This is a genomic window from Legionella pneumophila subsp. pneumophila str. Philadelphia 1 (assembly GCF_000008485.1).
In the GTDB taxonomy this organism is placed as follows: domain Bacteria; phylum Pseudomonadota; class Gammaproteobacteria; order Legionellales; family Legionellaceae; genus Legionella; species Legionella pneumophila.
Window position 1 is genome coordinate 1,774,710 of the sequence record NC_002942.5, and the last position, 20,015, is coordinate 1,794,724.

Here is a 20,015-nt window from a genome sequence, read left to right on the forward strand (position 1 = left end):
GCAAACAGCGTTATTGATGCCACTCTAATAGAGTGGCGATGTTATTGTAAAACTAATGAAATTTGAACTTAAAAGATATCCAGTGCTCGTCATGGCAAGTATTCTGTAAAGAATAGGGATAAGTTGAGAAATATAAAATATACAATAAATGAGTTTCAGTATGAAGATAAAAAATATCCCTTATTATGTCGCTACCCGTGTCGTGAAACGAATACAGTCATGGTTGGGATTGAATACTCTGGGTGCACGAGCAATAGTGACGAATGCAGAGGGACACGTGTTATTGGTAAAACATACCTACCAACCTCATTGGTATTTACCGGGAGGCGGAGTAAAAAAAGGAGAATCAACCAAGGCTGCAGTAATCCGTGAACTGCACGAAGAAGTTGGTCTTGTTGTTGCAGAACAAGACGTGATTTTATTCGGCATTTATCACCACAAATATCTTGGAGTTAATGATTATCCAGTAATTTATATTGTTAAAAACTTTACAAGTCATGTAACTCACTCGGGGGAAATTGAGCAGATAGGATGGTTTTCCCTTGATGCATTACCGGAAATGGTGAGCCCGGGAACCAAACGCAGACTCGGTGAATATTTTGATAACAATCCAATATCAGAAAAGTGGTGATTATTGCAGTTGTCATTGTTGGGTGGGGTGCTGAGAAAATATGGTTATGCTCAATCTCTAATTTGTCCCGTCCCTCTTATCACCCATTTGTAGCTTGTTAAAGCCTCTAGTCCCATGGGTCCTCTTGCATGAACTTTTTGCGTACTAATTCCAATTTCAGCCCCTAATCCGAATTCCCCGCCATCTGTAAACGCAGTAGAAGCGTTGGCATAGACAGCTGCTGCATCCACTTCAGTTAGAAATTTATCAATTGCAGACTCATCTTCTGCAATAACAGCCTCACTATGATGGGAACTGAATTGTTGAATATGATCAATAGCTGCTTTTATATTGGGTACTGTTTTTATTGCTAATTTATAGTCTAGAAATTCATGGCCAAAGTCTTGTGGTTTTGCCTTAATTAAAAGTTGTTCAGGATAATTCTTATCTAAAACATGATATGCATCCTGGTCGGCATAGATAATCACATTCTTTTGAGACAAGGTCTCCACAAGTTCTGGCAAATCTTTTAAACGATCAGCATGAATAATCAAAGTATCCAGCGCATTGCAAACACTTACTCTTCTGGTTTTAGCATTGTTAATAATTTTTTTACCTTTTCCCAAATCTCCACTTTTATCAAAATAGGTATGCACGATACCTGCCCCTGTTTCAATGACAGGTATTTTGGCATTGTCTCTGACAAAATTTATTAAATTCTGGCTCCCTCTTGGAATGCATAAATCAACAAGACCTGTGGCATTTAATAATTGAGTCATCAATGCTCTTTCTGGTGGTAATAAACAAACAATATCTGTGTTTATATTAAAATTCTTTAATGTATTTTTAATTAATAAAAGCAGATAACTGTTAGTAAAATGTGCTTCTTTTCCACCTTTTAAAATACAAACGTTTCCAGATTTAAAGCATAGGCTGAATATATCAATAGTTACATTAGGTCTTGACTCATAAATGACTGCGATGACACCTAAAGGTACTGTGATTTTCTTAATACTCAAACCATTTGGCATTGATTTTTCAAAGAGATTAACTCCTAATGGGTTAGGTAAATTGGCTACTTTTCTCACATCATTCACCAATGACAAAATTCTCTCTTTATTTAACAATAAACGATCATATCTGGGATCTTGCTCAAGCATTAAACTTAAATCTTTTTGATTTTCTTGTATTATGTTTTCAATGTGCTTCTCTAAATTAGCCGCTAATGTTTTCAAAATTATTGTTCGGGTATCACTTTGTATTAAGTTAAGATCAGTAGTTGCTTTTTTAGCGGCCCTTAATTGGTTAGCAATATTAGTATTCATTTTGATACCTATAGAATATGCAATTGATCGTAATGTATAAATGCAGGCTTATTTTGAAGTCTAAGATAGTCCTTTAATCTTAAGAAATCATACCTGGCGATTCCAACTCCTATCTTTTCATTGTTGGAATTAAGGATATCAATTAAATCCCCTTTTTTGCATTCTCCACGAAAATCTTCTATCCCTATTGGTAAAATGCTCATTACACGATTACCATTTCGTAATAAGGTAATTAAATTATCATTAATTACTATAGATGGTAAGGAAGTTCTATGACTAAAAGCAATCCATCTCTTTATACTGGATTTTCTTTTACTAGCAAGAATTATGGTTCCAACTGCTTCCCTATTTAGAATTTTTGGAACAATGGATTCTACATTTACATTTGCGATCACTGTATTGATACCTAAACCAGCCATTTTTCTGGCAGTATCCAGTTTGGATACCATACCACCTCGGCCTAATTTTGATTTTACAGCAGAGACATTGGGCCAACCTGAATTGGGGTCAATTGTATTAATGAGTTTTGATTCAGGATCATTGGGATGAGATGTAAACACACCATCGACATTGGTTAAGAGTATTAGATAATCAGCATTAATTTGAGCTGCAATAAGTCCTGCTAATTCATCATTATCGGTAAACATTAATTCTTCAATGGCTACCGAATCATTTTCATTAACAATAGGGATAATATTTTGATGCTTTAGCAATTCTGTTAATAAACGGGCAATATTTAAATAATGCTGTCTAGTATGGAAGTCTTGTTTGGTAAGTAATAACTGAGATACTAAAATGTTTTCATTTTTAAACAAGCTAGAATAGAGATTCATCAGTTCGGGTTGGCCTATTGAAGCCAAGAGTTGCTTCTCTCCCACTGTATCGCCATATGTTTTTCCCAGAGAGTTCTTAGCTATTTTTCGACCAGAGCCCACAGCCCCAGAGCTTACTAAAATGACCTGATGCCCCAGGTTCTTTAAATAAATAATTTGATTTACAAGATTATTGAGTACGGAATAGATTGGACTTCCGTCGACCGATAAAATACTTTGTGTTCCGACTTTTATAATAATTTTCATTTCATATTTCTAAACAAGCTTTTCTTAATATCAAGAATATCAGTATGCTTTAAATTTGTCTTTCCAATAATCATAAAGATCCCATAATACTTATTCTGGGCAAAAACCATTTTTTTTATCGCTATGGGTATATACTATTTTAGTTACCTTCAAACATGACCACACCAGATTCAAACTAAGGTTTATTAAGGGCATTACAAGATCTGCAACAAGTTCTAATTGATAATTCATTTATAACTTTTCCTTAAAATATTAAATTATGGCATTAAACAGAAGTTTGAAAATCATGGTTTATTGTGTCTATAGCAATTAAATTTATTTAGAGACGATTGGTCTGCCTAAGATGCTAAATCAATTAATAATTGAAGGTATCAAATCAAGTTGAATGGATCGGTAAAACAATACCGATCCAACAGTGTTATTGATATTTTTAGGAATCTAAAATATTTCTAAGCCAGGCTTTTGCCTCAGGGCTAACCTGATCGTCATTTAAAGCGATTTCATATATGACATTTTTTCGTGACGATTCCTCACCATACATATCAACCAGCATTTCATTCCAAAGATCTAATACGCTTGCTGAAGGAGCTTTTCCTACTTGATCAAGAATCCCATAGATTCGGTCTCTCCAGTAAGCATCCATCGCTTTATCCATCCAGGATACGATTTGTGGTGTTAATCCAACCTCATCAAGACCTTTTCCTTCCCCAAAACCCTGTTCAAATTTTTTGGTTCTTAAATGGGCATATTTTTTACCGTAGACCCCATTAACCCAATCCATAATCTTTTTTCCTAAATAAATTCCTATTTTTGAATCTGGATCTTGCTTTAGATTATTTTTTACCTCATCAACCAGCTGGGACCAATTGTTTTCCATAGCTGCTTTTTGCTCAGGCGTGGCATTGGCTTTCATTTCTTTTTCAAACTCAGCGTACTGCTTTAATTCATCCGGCGTGAATATTTCCTTTACCCAGCCATGCTCAAGATGTTCTGTCATTTTATATACCTCTATAAGTTGAATAATGGTTTCCCATGGGATAGATTGATTTTTGTCAACAGAGTCAATGATGCGCCTCAAAGTTTTAGCTCCATCAAGTAAAGTGGATGCTTTTTGTTCTAACACCCGAGCTTGGCTGTTAAAATGATTGAGCGCATTACCTTCTTCAGCGAGTAAGGTTTTGATTTGTGACAACTCAAAACCGAAAAACTTCAAAGCAATAATCTGTTGTAATTTCAATAAATCCTTCTCAGAGTAAACACGGTACCCATTGGCAAGTCGTAATGAAGGCTTTAGCAATCCTATACGGTCATAGTGATGTAACGTTTGCACTGATACACTAGTTAATTGGCTTAAATCTTTTACGAACCATTGTGTCATTGTGTTTCCCCCTTCAAGACAAAGGTAATGCCTATAGCAACAATAGGGTCAAGCAGTTTTTAAAATTTCTTGAATCATTATTTTTCTAACCTACCAAGAGATTAATTATTAAGCAAAAAACTCACAAAAGCTCCTGGTTTGGAACAACATGATAAGCTGGTATGCATAAATCAGTATTATTTCTGCTAACACGCACAATGCTCTCAATCCAATATATATAGGGCTGATAAGACGCAGCCCTTCTCTCAGCTTAATCAAGGTTCTTGTTTGCATAAAACAGCATCCCTTCAATAATGAATTCGAGTAGATCAGGATGCTGCCGCTCATAAAGCTTTCTAAACTCAGGAGTCAAATATCTTTGGCTTAACCCAATATACCCTTCCTTGTTTGGGTTCCAACCTACCCAAGCATGGTGCCTATGGATAATGGCTTGTACTTCTGGAGAAGCAGGCTTAAGTTGATTATTAATAGCCAAAATCAGTGCCTGATTGATATCTTTACCCTCCCGAATAAATCGGTCTTTATCAGCCTGAGTCCATTGACTTGTTTTTTTCTTGTAGTTATTCATCCAATCCTGGCTAACCACGCCTTCTTTAACTAATTCCTTTTCGTATTGTTTTTGCCGCAGTGAATCAAAGCCATAATATAATTCTTCATTAGACATCTTATGCTTACCTTTTAAATGTTGAATGGTTTTATCAATCGTTACAATCAATTGATTTTTTCGATTGATATCGCTTTCCAAAACCTGTTTATGCGCTCTCAATGCTTTGATGTGGTCAAAATCATTTTGCATAAGCAGTTTTTGAATATCATTCAAGGGGAATCCCAGCTCTCTGAAGAATAAAATTTGCTGTAATTTTAAGCACTGCTTTTCTTCATAATAACGATAGCCATTAGCACCTTGATAGGCTGGTTTTAATAAGCCTATTTCATCATACCAATGTAAAGTGCGCACACTTACATTCGATATTTTTGCTAATTGTTTTACCGTATAAGCCATTAAACTGTCCTCTCAAATGATTCCATTTAAAGATAAGTGCTCACGTAACGTAAGGGTCAAGCATTTCATCTTAATTTTTTTGTAAACCATAAAATGAGATCATCATCTAAAGGATAGATCTGCCCTGGAACAGTTGGCTTATAACTATAAGTGACACCTAAACCATCAGGGATATAACCTCGATTGACATAAAGCCGTTGAGCTTGCCCATATCCTCCATCATGGCCGCCATATAAACCAACGCCAATCCCCACAACATCACTTTCGCCTGCTGCTTTTTCTTCAGCGGCTTGCAGTAAAGCAGTCCCCACTCCCTGTTTACGAAAAGAGGGCAATACATTTAAATCCATAATTTCTGGAATTTTTTGATGTGCGAACGGCTGATATTGCGATATCCATTTTAGAGTAACGTAACCAGCAATTTGGTCTTGAGAATAAGCCAACCATACTATCCGAAGAGACTTTCGCTGTTCCTGGTAATAGGCTTCAAACAATGAAGCGGGTTTTTCCCAATTTGCTTTCTGAAATGCATCAACCAGAATGGGGATGTCGGATAGCTCCAGTGTTTTAATGACAATTTCTATTTGAATCATAATATTTTTCCTACTGCAGTATCCCGTGGATCACCTTCATAGCCATCGGGATCATCAAAAGGCATATCGATATAACCATTATTTCGATAAAATTTCAGAGCATCTGGTGACGACTCGACATGCAAACTTTGATAGCCCTGACTTTTGAGCCATTTTTCACATAATGCCAAAAAACGGGTACCGTATTGATGGTTTCTTTTAAGCTCATCGATAACGATAATCCTTAGTGCTGCTCTGTTATGAGACCATAATTGCAGATGAGCATAACCTGTGATTTCGCTTCCTTGAAATAAAACAAAATGAACATGCGCATTATGCTCAAAAGTCCAGGTATAAGGATCAGAAAGCCCTGCTTTGTCAAAAAAATAAAATTGTCTGAAATGACGCACCTTATCCCATTCACGTGTTGTTAGTGCCTTAACCATTCTTAATCCATTAAACCCGGCTTTTTTATCAATTGTTGCAATAAAATCTTCTTTACCCAGGCAATAGGCGGTAATGTCATCCGAATATCGGCGCGCCAACTCTTGTTTTAAACGTGCATAAGCTTCTCTATCTTTCGGGTGCATTCTCATCCAATCCCTAAACTTTAAGTGGCGCTCGATTTCGGGGTTTCCAAGCTCAAAAACATGAGCATGATGCGTTAGTCGATTATCTCCCTTTTGGAAATAACGGCGAAAGGGAATACCGTATTCTCCTTTTGCTTCATAGCCAAGTGCTCGTATGGCAGCATTAGCTCCATCTACTTTGCTAATATCTAATACAACTGGAATCATATCGATGACTGGTTTTGCAACCAAATCAGGTACTGAAGTGGAACCAATATGATGAATTTCAATGCAGTTACTGCCTAACGCTTTTTTAATCCGCTCTGCTTCCTGTTCAAATTGCACAGGCCAATTCGAATCATAAGAAACCACTTTAATGAGACACTGCTCTTGCTTGACTGACATTACTTATTCTCCTTTTTCATTCTGTTGATCTGGCAAAAAACCACCAACTTGAGCATCCCACAAGGTTTTGTACAAACCGCCACGATTCAATAGTTCAGTGTGCGTACCGTCTTCGATAATATGGCCTTTATCGAAGACTAAAATTCGGTCCATATGCAGGAGGGTAGACAAGCGATGAGCAACTACCAGGGTTGTTTTTCCCTGCATTAAATCCCAGAGACTCTCTTGAATATTGGATTCGGTAATGGAATCAAGCTGAGATGTGGCTTCATCCAGCATTAAAATCGGAGCATTTTTTAAGATGGCTCGGGCAATCGCAATGCGCTGGCGCTGACCACCTGATAGTTTAACCCCACGCTCCCCTACCAGGGTTTTATAGCCTTCTGGCAAAAGACTTATGAATTCATGTGAATGAGCTTTCCTGGAGGCTAATATCACTTCCTCATCCGTTGCATCCGTTCTGCCATAGCGTATGTTGTCCATTAAGCTTCGATGAAAAAGAGTTGGGTCTTGAGGAATCATAGCAATAGCTTGCCTTAAACTTTCTTGCGTGACTTCGGCAAGGTTTTGACCATCAATGAGAATCTGTCCATCCACAACCTCATAAAGTCGTAAAATCAGATTCACAAAAGTCGATTTACCACTGCCTGAATAGCCTACTAAACCCACTTTTTGACCTGGTTCAATCGTTACAGACTTATTTTGGAACAGAGAATAACCGCCTTGGTAATGAAATTTTACCTTTGAAAATTCAATTCGTCCTTGGGTAACTACTAATTGAGATGCGTTACTTTTATCTTTAATGTCATGAGGGATCACCAATGCATTCAAACTTTGCCTTGCTTTGCCTAAGGCTTGGTTAAATTGATCCACTTGGTACATGGTGTACCACATCATATGACCCAATTCCATGGACAGTCCGAGAATCAAGGCAAAATCACCAATGCTCACAAGACCTTTACCATACAAATAGATTAAAGTAATCGATGCCAAACCCATCATGACTGCAATCATTCCTCCTTGTGCACAACATAACAAAACAATAAAAAGCTCTTTTCTTTGAAAAGCCTGTTGTACCAAGCGAAAGAAAGTGTTCATACGTTTCACTTCGTAGATTTTTCGTGAAAAGATACGAATGTTGGATTGATTCGCCAGGCTATCTACCAACTGCCCGGAAAGCTGTGATTCAGAACTTGCGTGATCATCAGACAACTGGACTAATCGCGCTGACATCCAAATACTAAATGAGGCAAAGGCGACGAACCAGAGAAACAAAATATAAAAGAACAAGACATTAACAAAATAGGCTGTAATAAATGAAACCACTAATAATGAAGCGCCACGAAGAAAATCTACAGACACACGATGCAAAATAATCTCAAGATTATCAGCAAGGGTCGTGATTTGATCGGCAATTCGCCCGGATAGATTATCCTGAAAAAATTGCGTGCTTCCTCCTAACACATACTCAAATGTTTGGCTAATGATTTGGTTTTTAATGATCGCTTGATATTTATAGTTCAAGTACCCAAGTGTTCGCCAGGTTATATTGTCAAAAACAATAAAGTTCAATACCAATAATCCAGCAATCCAATACAAAGAAGATAGGTCCTGACTTGTTTTTTCAGCCAAAGTGTTAATGAAAGACTTAATCAATAAGCTATTGAATGGTCCCCAAAACCCGGCCAATAGAGCAAACAGGATAAATAATATCACTATGCCTCGATATGGTTTTAAAAAATGCCACATAAAAGAGCCCAAGTGATTGGGCAAACGATTAGTCATGATGCACTACCTCTAATTGTTTCTCATTGAAATGATGTATCTTCCCTTGATGAATCTGATACCTGGTTTCAATGTGAATGGATTCTAAAAAGTCATAGTCATGAGAAATAACCAGCATTGCACCTTGGAATTCACGCAGCACCTGAATGATATGAGTGCGTGTTTCCAAATCTACATTGTTCGTGATCTCATCTAAAATAAGTAGTTTAGGTGGATTTGCAGCAATCAATGCCATCGATAACCTTGCCTTTTCACCACCAGAAAGATTTTTGACCTTAATTTCTACTTCTTCATTTTTGCGAAATAAAAAATCATTTAAATGAGCACGAATTTCTGTATGAAATGCATGGGGCATACTGGAGCGCATTAAATCCAGGACTGTTTCATTGAAGTTCAAATGTTGATAATGTTGATCGATATAGCCTATTGTATTGCAATCAGGCACAGCCCATTCCCCTGTTCTCTTAATTTGACTTTCCCCCAAAATCGCTTTGACAAAGGTCGACTTACCTGATGCATTCTTGCCATATAATGCCGCTCGTTCGCAACCGCTAAGGTGAAAATGAATATTTTCAAGAATCACAACAGCCTCATAGGCAACAGAAGCGTCTTGAATCCTGATTAAGGGTTTATGGTGCCCAAGTCCCTTTAACCTAAATTTGGGCTTAATTACCTCCGGATAGTTTAGAGAAGAAAGCTCCTCGAGTAATTGTTGTTTTTTATAGTTAATGTGACTTAATCGTTTATTGCCTGTTGTAATTGCTGAACCGAGCTTTGTATGAGATCGAATCGTTGGCCATTTGCGTTGGGTTATCTTCTTTTCACCCTGAACACGCGCACGTTTATTACGCTCCTGCTCTTTCATCAAAGCAAGATGTGATTCTTTTTTCTGTCGTACAATCCTTGATAACTCCTGTTCAATCGATGCTTTCTTGTCTTCAAGAATTTGTTGATAATCAAAATAAGTTCCTCTGAATACAGTCACTTGACCTAAATCAATATGCCATAGAGTATCTGTGACTGTATTGATGAGTTCTATATCATGAGAGGCTATAATCAATGTCCCAGGATAATGCTCAAGCATGCGCATTAAAGAACAACGATTACGTCTGTCCAGATGATTTGTGGGCTCATCTAACAACAATACATTAGGCTCATACGACAGTATTTTGCTTAATACTCGGTTTAATCGCTGACCGCCACTTAAATCAGGACAATTTTCAAGCACTTGAGGTAAATGACCAAAGCGAACATCATGGGGTATTTTAATTTCGCCCGCAGGGGCTAAAAAAAGACCACAAAGCATCTTGAGTAGCGTTGATTTTCCTGAGCCATTACGGCCAATCAGTGCAATGCGATCAGCGAAATGGATTTCACCACTAAAGTCTTGAAAACAGGTTTTATGCGGATAGATAAGACTGAGGTCTTTAAATTGAATCGGTTTATGGTTCATGATTTACTCTTAAGCATGTCTGCCAGGACAGTAAAAAACTAAAAGTCACAAAGGACTTTGTTTACTTTGCCCTATAGTTGGGCGCACTTAAGATGTAATTTTCATGACGGCCTAAACCTACCTTTTAACTGGTAAAAAATTACAGGGAATATAAATTAAAATAGTTGAAGATGTCAATATTATATTCAAAATTATTTTTTCCTGGCTTATCTTTTCCTTTTATACTCTATATATAAATGACTTTATCAACCGGGAAATATCACTTGGAAGTGCTTCTATTATAAACCATAATAACTAGTGTCAGGATAGAAAAAATCTGAATTGTTTTCAAAAAACAAGAAGGACTTATGGATAAGAACCTAAAATTAATGTTTCTACTGGTTTATGTAATTAGCCTTGTATTACTTTCAGCATGTTGTTTTGGGGCACCCAATTCAATAGAAAAACAACTTAAAATAATTATTGCAAATAAGGCATATACGCTGTCAGATCTTAAAAAACAGTTTAAAACCATACGTGTTAGCATCCCCTTTAATCCTGCTTATAATAATGTGAAAAAAGTATATTATGCTTTTGATATGAATCAGATTTTAACAAAATTGTTGGCAGTAGATTTACAAAAGAACAATGTAGACCAGGTATTATTAGCTCAAACAGCAGATAACTATATGTCTCAAACCCCCCTGTTGTATTTTACGACAAAAGGTCAAGCCTATCTTGCTTATCAAGAAGCGCCCGAAACAATTTCTGACAAGGACATCACCAAAGATGGTCGCTGGAGTTATATTAATCAACACGGTAAAAAAGATAATCCCGGCCCTTTCTATATTGTATGGGATAATACAAGCACCTACCCTGCCGGTTGGCCATACCAGGTTATTTCGATTCAAATAGTGAATAAAAAAGACCTTGCTTTTTCTCGTTTCTTAAATCCTTTGCATGAATCAGAGTCTATAAAAAATGGTCATCATATTTTTAATAATATGTGCTCCACTTGCCACTCTATATTTTACAAGGGTGCTCAAGGACGCGCACCAGACTTAGGCAAAGTGACGAGCTACTTAACACCTTCTGATATCAGTAAGCTTGTAAAGCATGGACGAGGATACATGCCACCGATAGGCAAAAACCTCTCTACGGAAGAAATTAATGATCTCATTAAATTTTTAATCTGGGTTAACAGACAATCATCCAAACTAAAATGCGAAATTAATGACTAAGGATATAATTTAGGACTTTGTAGCTACCGATGACAAGCAGCAGCAACTCCTGGAATGTGTGTGACTATAGTTGGCAGATTTGGGTAATCGGAACAGAATAATCCTGCTCCGACAATGTCTTAGATTATTTCTCCAACTCATTAATGAGGTTAAACAATTGAATCAGAGCATCATTTTTCGCTCTAAAACTGGCAAAAGTGTTATTCTCTTTACTATCTGCAATATGCTTTGCAAAGGTAATTACACGCTCATCCTTCTCAATCCAACCTACGAACCATCCATGTTGCAAAGGCAATTTTTGGCTTTTATCTTTTGTTAACTGCCGACCAGTTCCTGTTTTTCCATAAAGCTTCCACCCACCAGGCAACTCCTGGATGTACATGATATTTTTAGTCATGATATAAGCTTTTTGACTCACCGGTAGTTTCTTGTAGATTATTTTTTGTAGAAATTGAATTTGCTCTGTGGGTGAGATAGAAAGTGAGCTGGAAAGCCAGGCATGGGTTAAGCCGTTATTTTGACCTCTGTCTCCCGAAACATCCTGATTACCGTAGTGAAATGCGTCGACATACCCTTTAAACCGTTTCATGCCCAATTGTCGAGTTAATGCCTGTGAATACCAAACACAGGAATCTCTGATCCAGGTATGCGGGTTTTGAGGGTACTTCCATACATTCAGATAAAGTTCATATTCTTTTTTGTATGGCCATTCAGGATGCAACTCATCCTTTAATATTCCAGAATCAAAGCCCATGAGGCTAAGGGCAATTTTAAAAGTTGATGCTGGCGAATAGCGTTGATCGCAATCATTGCCCTCACGTTTTAAAACAGTTTGATTTTCTTTTGCTAAAAAACAGGTGCCTTGAGCCCAAGTAGAGACGCAAAATAATAATCCTGTACACAAAAATATAATTATTTTCTTCATAACAACCTCAACATTTTTGAATATATGGATATGCAAACCCATAAGCTAGTTATCGATTTGCACTGCTCAGAGCATCCATTGCGACATTTCGGAATACCGGTGCGGCCAATTCTCCTCCCGAAACTAATGTCTTTCCATTTTTACTGAAATAACCCTCTTCAATCACGACTAATAAAACATAACGCGGATTATCAGCTGGCACATACCCGGCAAACAAAGCAAGATATTTATCATTATTTTCAATTACAGTTCCTGTCTTACCAGCTACAGAAACACCAGGAATAACTGCGAGTTTTCCAGTGCCATTTGTAACAGCATTTTCAAGCATATGATTTATTGAGTTAGTGCTTGTTTCTGAAATAATGGCACTATTTCCCCTGTCAAATGAATGTCCTTTGTTAGCAAGAATGGCATAAGATTTTATTAGCGATTCGATTGTGACAGGGATATTCTCTCCAAGTGCAGCCATTGCCAGTTGTAAATCGTCACTTTGATCCGCTTGCCACCAACTGTTCATGTCAAAACCAAATTCAGTGAGCTTTTTACGGATTACCGGCACTCCAGCCTCTTGAGAAACTCTGATAAGGCATACATTGATAGATTTTGCGATGGCATCTGCTAAGGAAGCTGATTCAACATTGGAATTATAATTTGTAAATGTTTTGCCTGCTATGTAATAAGGTGAATGACAATCATAATTTTTTGTTTCAGAGCTATTCCCAGAGTTGATTGCAGCTGCTGCAATAAAAGGTTTTATAGTAGATCCGGGTGAAAAAATACGTGATTTCCAGCTCTCTAGCCCCTTATTTTTACTTGATTCAGCAAATGCAATGATATTGCCTGTTTGGGGATCAGCTATTGCAATTACTCCAGATTTTGCATGATATTGTTTGACGGCTGTCGTAATTTGTTTCTCCACAATCTGCTGCATTCTGGGATCTAAATGAGAAATATCAACTTCTTTTGCCCTGGAACTCGTCAAAGATCCTGCTGTTGAATAGGCAACGCAGATTGGAGACAGGATAGAAAATCCTGCAAAGACTATCCCTAATAGCAAAGGTCTGGATGCATTGGGTGAATAAGCAGTTAGCATTGAAATTCTCCTTATTATAAATTTGCAGTCTTCGTTTTCTTTGTTCAAAGCCATACCCACCGTGCATGCAATTTCCCGGTTAGATGCCAGAGAGCATTGGGATACTGCCTCTGCCACTTGCAATAGACAGTGACCATAGTCATGTGCCGAAATTTTTTGATGTCCAACCAATACTTCATCACATGACAATTCCTGTAAATCTGCTAAAACACGAAACCATTGAGTTACACCCGGGTTTCCAAAGAAGATAATGCGTATGATTTCGATAAAATAGGCCCATGAACAATCTCCATTACGATGGTGTTGCCCTTCATGAGCAATAGCAATCCTCACATTCATGGCAGAAGAAAATATGGATACTGGCAATACGATGTAGGCTTTATTAAATAGCAATATTGAGAAAGGAACATGGCAGTGGTGAGAAACCTTAATAACTAATTTTCCGGAAGTTCGATATGGGATTGCTTCAGTCAACATCAATTTCAAGCGACCTAAACCTGATAACAAGTGATAACTACGAAACAAGACGATTAAAAAAAACATCACGCTTAAGAGTTGACAGTAGTTCACATTCATTGATGTAAAGGCAGAAGACGATCCATGATTAAATTTTGAAGATTCTGTCTTAAATATGGATTGCTTTGCATACTGTTGCAAAGCATCAAATGATACATAGTTTTGTCGTTCAGGCTTTTGATCAGAGTCTACACAATGAACTATTATTGGTGAAATAATGCAACTGGCCAATAAAAAACGGAGTAATTTCAATTTAAATGATGGTTTATTTGCTAGCCAGGCACGCCCTATAAATAGTGAACTGAGAAGAAGCAGGCAATGAATAGTCAATACGATTTCTATTAATAACATTACATCACCTCTGGCTGTTTTTCACCAGCGTTTAATTGTTTAAGTGCTTCTTCAATGGCTTGAATGTCATCATGCTGTAACTTTCTGGCTAACAAAAGTCTTTGGACAAGTGCTCGGGGCTCCCCATCAAAAACATTGGCAACCATATGATCAATACAAGTGCTTTCATAATCTGACTTTGTAACTATAGGTGTAAAAACATGAGCATAGGAATTTTTTTGACACTCAAGAAATCCCTTTTGTTCCAGCACTTTTAGTACTGTTGCCACGGTTGTATAAGCCAAAGGCCTTTCCTTAGGCAGATGTGAAACAACCTCCTTAATAGTTACCTTATCAAGGCTCCAGATAATATTCATTAATTCAAGCTCTACTTCTGTAAGAAGTCGATCATGAGTTATCGATTTTTTTTTTGCCGACATGTTTCTCTCCAATAACCACATACGCTACTACTATTTTTATAGTAGTATCCTACTATAAAAATAGTAGAGTTAAAATAGTCATGGGGAAAATACTTCTCTACACGTGAGAACAGTTTACTCAAGGCGCAATCGTGTTGATATCTAATATCAACACGATCGGCTTACAGACAATATTTGCTAATTCAGGAGGTTAGTTTATTTTAAGTTTTTGCGATAATCCATTGGTAGAATCACGCTCTGATACCTTGGGGCTAGAACTAAAGAAGCTATAAAGCCCATAACCTAAACCCACAATACTGGATACAACAGTAGTAGCTAATGCCTCTTCAGCCAGACTGTTTCCGGGATCATATTGGCCAGATAATATGGCTATCCCCATTAAAGTTATTAGCGCAGAAGAGGTACCAACTACAGAAGCACCTACCTTTAAAAGGAAGTTGCAATTGGGAATATCTGTATTCTCGTTTTTCAAATTAGTATCAATTTGGCTAAGGCTGTTTATTTCGGAAAGGCTTTCAATTAATGCAATAAAAGGATCTTCATCCAAATGACCTTTGGGGCAAGTAGCTCGAACCAATAAGGAAGAAACAGGTTTATCGGAGTGTGCAAGGATTTCACTTCTATCTCTTTTATATTGAGCATAACTTCTTTCATATTCTTCTAACTCTTTTTCCGTTTCCTCTGTTTTTAAAAGAAAATAATGCCCTTGAAGAGCATCAATAGCCACTTCAAAATCAGGTAAATTGACCTTTGGGTTGACATACTCGGCTACAATTGAGGAAGTAGAACGATCATATATTGTAAGTGGCTGATTGATGACCTTCATCATGGTCATAATTTCAATATAAGATAATTTAACCTGAGGTTTCGCCAAATGTTGACAATATAATGTATACCCTTCTGCGTCCCAATAATTTTTAATTGCCTCTTCATCTGAGGACGAGCCAACAAAATATTTTTCAAAAGGTGAATCCTTATTTATTAAAGTACTTTCAGAGCGATTATAAAAATACTCTAAAAAAGCCTCGTTCGCTTCATATAACGCACCAAATTCCGTTGATTTTAATTCTTCCTTCGACATAAATGAGCGATACTCTTTATAATTTTTAAAAGCACTGAATACCCCTTTCTCACCTTCCAGCATTTCCGCTTTAACTGCTGAATTATTAACAAGTTGAGTTGGGAACCATTCCCTAAGCAGAAATCCTAAAATCAAGCTCTTTTCAAAGAGATAACCAGAGGGTTCAGAAACATCATTTTCCTTATCTAATATAGAAAATAAATTCAATGATTCCGGGTTATGAAAAAATTCAAATAATTGTTCTGCCTTACTATTTCTATTAATGATTGATTTGAAGTGAAATAAATCATCAGGAAGTGGTAAATTATTCGTTAACAGGTAAAGTGCGAAATTATGGAAAAAGCAGTTATCAAAAGCCCCCGAAACATCAACTGCATTTTCTACTCTTTCTTGAAGTGATATTACTTTTTTATCCTTTTTTGTGTGCATAATTTATTCTATCTCTTTGTTATTTGAAACAATTACATTGATTTTTGATTATAAAGAATCATTATTAAGCAAATATTAAGAGATAAAATATAATAATAGATTAAATTGGATACATCTTATCATCTGGAATAGACTTTTTTATACCCGATAATGATCAATAAAAGTGCCAGGATAAATGGTGTCACAAATAACATCATCAAAGGCCATAAATTAGAACCCGCATATAACGCATAAAGCGTATACAACAGCAAAGGTACGCTAAATAATAAAGGGAAACACGCCAATTTTTTCCATCTCCCCGTCCAATTAAAAATAACAATAATTTGCAAAAACCAATACAAAAGAATTAGTAAAAAAAGGAGTTGAATAAACAGGGCATTACCAGAGGAGACAGGAGTTTGTGACTGAGTAAAAACACTGGATTGCTGTTGTTGATTCAGTCTTTGAACCCAGGGGGCTGCTGCTTGATTGTTTCTGCCATTCTCATTTTGCCAGACTGCAGACACAGGAATTGATTTGGTTTGCAAAGTCCTCCAATTGGCATCATAGATTGTGACAGTAATGGAATCAATTTCTGTGGTATTATCGTAAGCTACCCAGGCAATAGCCTCACCTTCTCCGGCTGGGTACGCTTGTGATGGGTTAAATCTGGCGCTATCCATTATTTTTTGCCGCAGATTTTCCCCAATAGCCTGGAATCGCAAAGGTTGGTCACTCTTATATCGAATAAGCACATACAAAGCCTCATCCTGGTTTAATGTAACAGGAGATTTAGGACTGGTTTCGATAAGCTCCACACTCAATGCCATGGATGGAGTTGAATAAATAGCCAGGATCACTAGCCAAAAAAAAGGGTTCATCCTTTGAACCAGATTCATGAATGTGTCCTTCAATTAAATAAACATTTCTCTTTATTATGGCATAACATCAAACATAGTGATTAATTCATCAATTCAATTAAAAATAATTACTCCACATTGACTAAAGTGCTATTCAAGTGCAAACAAAGCTTAATATTGAACCAATTCACGTAATACCACTGTCGCGTAAGCACCAGCCGGCAAGACAAACGAAAGCTCAACTGTACCTTGGTTTATCCTATATTCAATCTGCTCTGCATAAAGGATATTTGCACGCCAGGCTTCTTCCAAACCATTTTTTTCTAACCCATCAAGCCAGGCAGACCACTCTTCATAAACGTCGTTTATTATTTGCAAAGCTGTCCCTTTTACAAGATTCTTACTCCTGCCAGGCAGAGGGCTTGCTGGAGAAACATCTTTGTCACCGATTCGTTGCAATAATTGCTCATCCATGCTTTTATCATTAACAAATATACTGTTTGATCCAACAAGCTGTATGACATCCCCCAATAAGGGCAAATTCCATGATGATTCCTTTACACGGCGAGACAGGATCAAATTATATAGCCATGATCGGGCTGCGGAAAAATACATTCCTTTTAAAAATCTATCCTTTACTTTGCGCCCCTGTACTAGTATTTCCTCTGCTTTAATTAAATTTCCACCATCTCGACCAAAACGCTGCTCACCGAAATAATTTGGAACACCTTTGAATTTAATTTGTTCAATACGATGCACTAGATCACTCTCATCAGAGACATTTCTTAAAGTGATTATAAAATGATTGCCCGATAAAAAACCTGGTTTGAGTTTTTTGTTATGACGTGTGCACTCCAGTATTCTCCAACCTGGTGCTTCAAGTGTTTCTATGCCATCGATTATCTCCCCGGGTGCATGAACACTAAGCCATTGCGTTGTTAATGCCTGTTTGTCTTTTAATCCAGCGTAACTGATAAGTTTTATAGGTTTGTTAATTAGCCTGGCCAATGATTTGACAACTTCTTCCGTGGTTAATCCTCTTTTTTCAATTTTAAGAACTATGTGTTCTCCTTCACCGCTAAACTGTCCTTCAAACAATTCATTCACTTGAAAATCTTCCGGAAACAACTTAAAAGTAGCTGTAGAATTTGGAATACCATAGGCACGTGGCCAATCTAAAGAGTACATCAAGATCTCCTTCAATAAAAAGGGTTCTAAACTAAATCTACAAATTCACTATGATATCAAGAGATTCAGAACTTATTGGTTTAGCTGATACATTATTTATCTTAACATCGTTTGATATAGCGACTATAAAACATTATGATGCAAGATTACCAACAATGATTGGTTTCAATTATTGATTGACTATAATTTAAGTAAGTATTTTTTTGCTACTTCTAATCTTGGTCTAATTTATCCGGATAGAGTTCGATTTTTTATTTTCAGGCTATTAATATGATTGTAAACAGTTCATTTAGACCCCTGTGGTGGCTAAGAAACAAGCATGCGCAAACTTTATATCCTACTTTGGTAAAAAAGCGGCTAAAACCACCAATTGATTTTCATGAGCGTCTGGAGTTACCTGATGGTGATTTTATTGATCTGGCCTGGTCTGTTAATGACTTAAATAAAAATACACCCTTAGTCATATTACTCCATGGTTTGGGTGGAGGTATTAACTCTATTTATGTCAGTGGATTAATGCAAGCGTTTGCCAATGCTGGGTTTCGTTGTGTTTTAATGCATTTTCGCGGAGCCAGTGAAGAACCTAATCGGATTTTGCGTACCTATCATTCCGGCGACACGGCTGATTTTGCCTATTTTCTTGAAATTTTGGCAAATAGAGAGCCTGCGACAAAAAAAGCGGTCGTCGGCATATCTTTGGGGGGCAATGTTCTGCTGAAATGGTTGGGCGAGACAGCATCATCTTTATGGATAGATGCAGCTGTTGCTGTTTCAGTTCCATTTCAATTAAATTCAGTGGCTGACAGGATGAATCAGGGCTTTTCTCGCCTCTATCAAGCTTACTTATTAAGTCGACTACGTCGTATTTTTCTAAAAAAATTAAATCACTTAAATAATTCACCATTTTCAAAAAGTGACTTACTTTCCTTAAAAACCTTCTGGGATTTTGATGAGCGAATTACAGCACCGATTAACGGATTTAAAAATGCCCACGAATACTACCAAAAAGCAAGCTCAAGACAATACCTTAAGAATATCACCACACCAACTTTGATTATTCATGCACAAGATGATCCATTCATGACACCAGATGCCATCCCAGCATCGAAGGAACTATCTTCTCAAACCACTCTGGAATTAAGCGAATATGGAGGGCATGTAGGTTTTATTGCCGGTACAGGAAAAAACTCAAGCCAACCTGTGTATTGGCTTGAACAGCGAATTCCTGAGTTTTTGCTAGAGTATTTGTCTTAAAAATCAATTGGAATGTATTGGTTTTAGCTGTTTTTTGATACAACCAGTCCTACTGTTGCAGCGGCTGCTAAAGCCACAATACCTAATCCAATATTTTTAATTGAGAAAAAGTTATAACGATTCGCTTTTTCTATGTCTATGCTTTCCTTGGATTTATAAAAAACTGGATTATTGTAAATAACCATACCCGCTGGTGTTACCGATTTTCCCGTTATTGCTGTTGCTTCAATTTCTGAATAACCTTCTTCCATCAATTGGGCAATACTCTCATCCAATTTGTTTTTATAAGGCGTTGAAGCAGTGCCTATTTTAAGAAATTTTTCATCAATCTGCCCTTCGTTTTGATTATCATTCCATGTGACTCTTTTTTTCTTATCTGATTGAATGAGTTCTTTTACTTCTTTCTCATTTTGCATGCAAACCTCTCTATTGATAACCAAAATTTGAGCAATTTTAACAAGAAATACTTAAGAAAATATGAACTCAAATGATCATTTAAAAATAGCGGGTAATTCAAAACT

General features: G+C 36.9%; 18 protein-coding genes. 3 read left to right on the forward strand and 15 right to left on the reverse strand.

Features of this window, described 5'->3' with window-relative positions; translation table 11 throughout:
- Positions 1-148: 148 nt before the first annotated feature.
- The gene (locus LPG_RS08055; RefSeq protein ID WP_010947335.1) at positions 149-631 is read left to right on the forward strand and encodes an NUDIX domain-containing protein; all 483 of its coding nucleotides are present in this window, start codon (positions 149-151) and stop codon (positions 629-631) included.
- Between the two features lie 50 nt (positions 632-681).
- Here LPG_RS08055 and LPG_RS08060 read toward each other — a convergent pair whose 3' ends face one another.
- The 8 genes from LPG_RS08060 to LPG_RS08095 form a co-directional block, all read right to left on the reverse strand.
- Positions 682-1,935 (reverse strand): glutamate-5-semialdehyde dehydrogenase, encoded by a 1,254-nt coding sequence (locus LPG_RS08060; protein ID WP_010947336.1) that lies wholly within the window; start codon positions 1,933-1,935, stop codon positions 682-684.
- Positions 1,936-1,943: 8 nt separating this feature from the next.
- Positions 1,944-3,014 carry a glutamate 5-kinase gene (proB, locus tag LPG_RS08065; protein WP_010947337.1) on the reverse strand — a complete coding sequence of 357 codons (1,071 nt, stop codon included), beginning with the start codon at positions 3,012-3,014 and terminating at the stop codon, positions 1,944-1,946.
- A gap of 430 nt (positions 3,015-3,444) precedes the next feature.
- Positions 3,445-4,392 (reverse strand): MerR family transcriptional regulator, encoded by a 948-nt coding sequence (locus tag LPG_RS08070; protein ID WP_010947338.1) that lies wholly within the window; start codon positions 4,390-4,392, stop codon positions 3,445-3,447.
- 250 nt (positions 4,393-4,642) lie between these two features.
- Entirely contained in the window at positions 4,643-5,395 is a 753-nt protein-coding gene (locus LPG_RS08075; protein WP_010947339.1) for a MerR family transcriptional regulator, read from the reverse strand.
- A gap of 65 nt (positions 5,396-5,460) precedes the next feature.
- Positions 5,461-5,988 carry a GNAT family N-acetyltransferase gene (locus tag LPG_RS08080; RefSeq protein WP_010947340.1) on the reverse strand — a complete coding sequence of 176 codons (528 nt, stop codon included), beginning with the start codon at positions 5,986-5,988 and terminating at the stop codon, positions 5,461-5,463.
- Complete coding sequence (locus tag LPG_RS08085) at positions 5,985-6,941, reverse strand: GNAT family N-acetyltransferase (RefSeq protein ID WP_010947341.1); 957 nt, start codon at positions 6,939-6,941, stop codon at positions 5,985-5,987. The genes LPG_RS08080 and LPG_RS08085 overlap by 4 nt, the downstream gene beginning before the upstream one ends.
- A gap of 3 nt (positions 6,942-6,944) precedes the next feature.
- Positions 6,945-8,726, reverse strand: coding sequence for an ABC transporter ATP-binding protein (locus LPG_RS08090; RefSeq protein ID WP_010947342.1), 1,782 nt, complete (start codon positions 8,724-8,726; stop codon positions 6,945-6,947).
- Positions 8,719-10,179, reverse strand: a complete 1,461-nt coding sequence (locus LPG_RS08095) for an ATP-binding cassette domain-containing protein (protein WP_010947343.1) — start codon at positions 10,177-10,179, stop codon at positions 8,719-8,721. The genes LPG_RS08090 and LPG_RS08095 overlap by 8 nt, the downstream gene beginning before the upstream one ends.
- 347 nt (positions 10,180-10,526) lie before the next feature.
- On the opposite strand from LPG_RS08095, the gene LPG_RS08100 reads away from it, so the two are divergent.
- Entirely contained in the window at positions 10,527-11,399 is an 873-nt protein-coding gene (locus LPG_RS08100) for a c-type cytochrome (RefSeq protein ID WP_010947344.1), read from the forward strand.
- Between the two features lie 124 nt (positions 11,400-11,523).
- Here the strand turns inward: LPG_RS08100 and blaOXA are convergent, their stop codons facing one another.
- From blaOXA to truD, 6 genes are all read right to left on the reverse strand, one after another.
- A complete protein-coding gene (gene blaOXA / locus LPG_RS08105; protein ID WP_015444455.1) occupies positions 11,524-12,324 on the reverse strand; it encodes a class D beta-lactamase in 801 nt (266 codons plus the stop codon).
- 49 nt (positions 12,325-12,373) lie between these two features.
- On the reverse strand, positions 12,374-14,284 hold the full coding sequence (locus LPG_RS08110) for a M56 family metallopeptidase (RefSeq protein ID WP_010947346.1): 1,911 nt from the start codon (positions 14,282-14,284) through the stop codon (positions 12,374-12,376).
- Complete coding sequence (locus tag LPG_RS08115; RefSeq protein WP_015444454.1) at positions 14,284-14,703, reverse strand: BlaI/MecI/CopY family transcriptional regulator; 420 nt, start codon at positions 14,701-14,703, stop codon at positions 14,284-14,286. Before LPG_RS08115 ends, LPG_RS08110 begins: the two co-directional genes overlap by 1 nt.
- Before the next feature lie 190 nt (positions 14,704-14,893).
- A complete protein-coding gene (gene ceg23 / locus LPG_RS08120) occupies positions 14,894-16,213 on the reverse strand; it encodes a Dot/Icm T4SS effector Ceg23 (RefSeq protein WP_010947348.1) in 1,320 nt (439 codons plus the stop codon).
- Between the two features lie 119 nt (positions 16,214-16,332).
- Positions 16,333-17,091 carry a hypothetical protein gene (locus LPG_RS08125; RefSeq protein WP_015444453.1) on the reverse strand — a complete coding sequence of 253 codons (759 nt, stop codon included), beginning with the start codon at positions 17,089-17,091 and terminating at the stop codon, positions 16,333-16,335.
- A gap of 132 nt (positions 17,092-17,223) precedes the next feature.
- Positions 17,224-18,240 (reverse strand): tRNA pseudouridine(13) synthase TruD, encoded by a 1,017-nt coding sequence (gene truD / locus LPG_RS08130; protein ID WP_015444452.1) that lies wholly within the window; start codon positions 18,238-18,240, stop codon positions 17,224-17,226.
- A gap of 270 nt (positions 18,241-18,510) precedes the next feature.
- On the opposite strand from truD, the gene LPG_RS08135 reads away from it, so the two are divergent.
- A complete protein-coding gene (locus tag LPG_RS08135) occupies positions 18,511-19,494 on the forward strand; it encodes a hydrolase (protein WP_010947351.1) in 984 nt (327 codons plus the stop codon).
- A gap of 23 nt (positions 19,495-19,517) precedes the next feature.
- On the opposite strand, the gene lem12 is transcribed toward LPG_RS08135, so the two are convergent.
- Positions 19,518-19,910, reverse strand: a complete 393-nt coding sequence (gene lem12, locus LPG_RS08140) for a Dot/Icm T4SS effector Lem12 (RefSeq protein ID WP_010947352.1) — start codon at positions 19,908-19,910, stop codon at positions 19,518-19,520.
- Positions 19,911-20,015 lie beyond the last annotated feature (105 nt).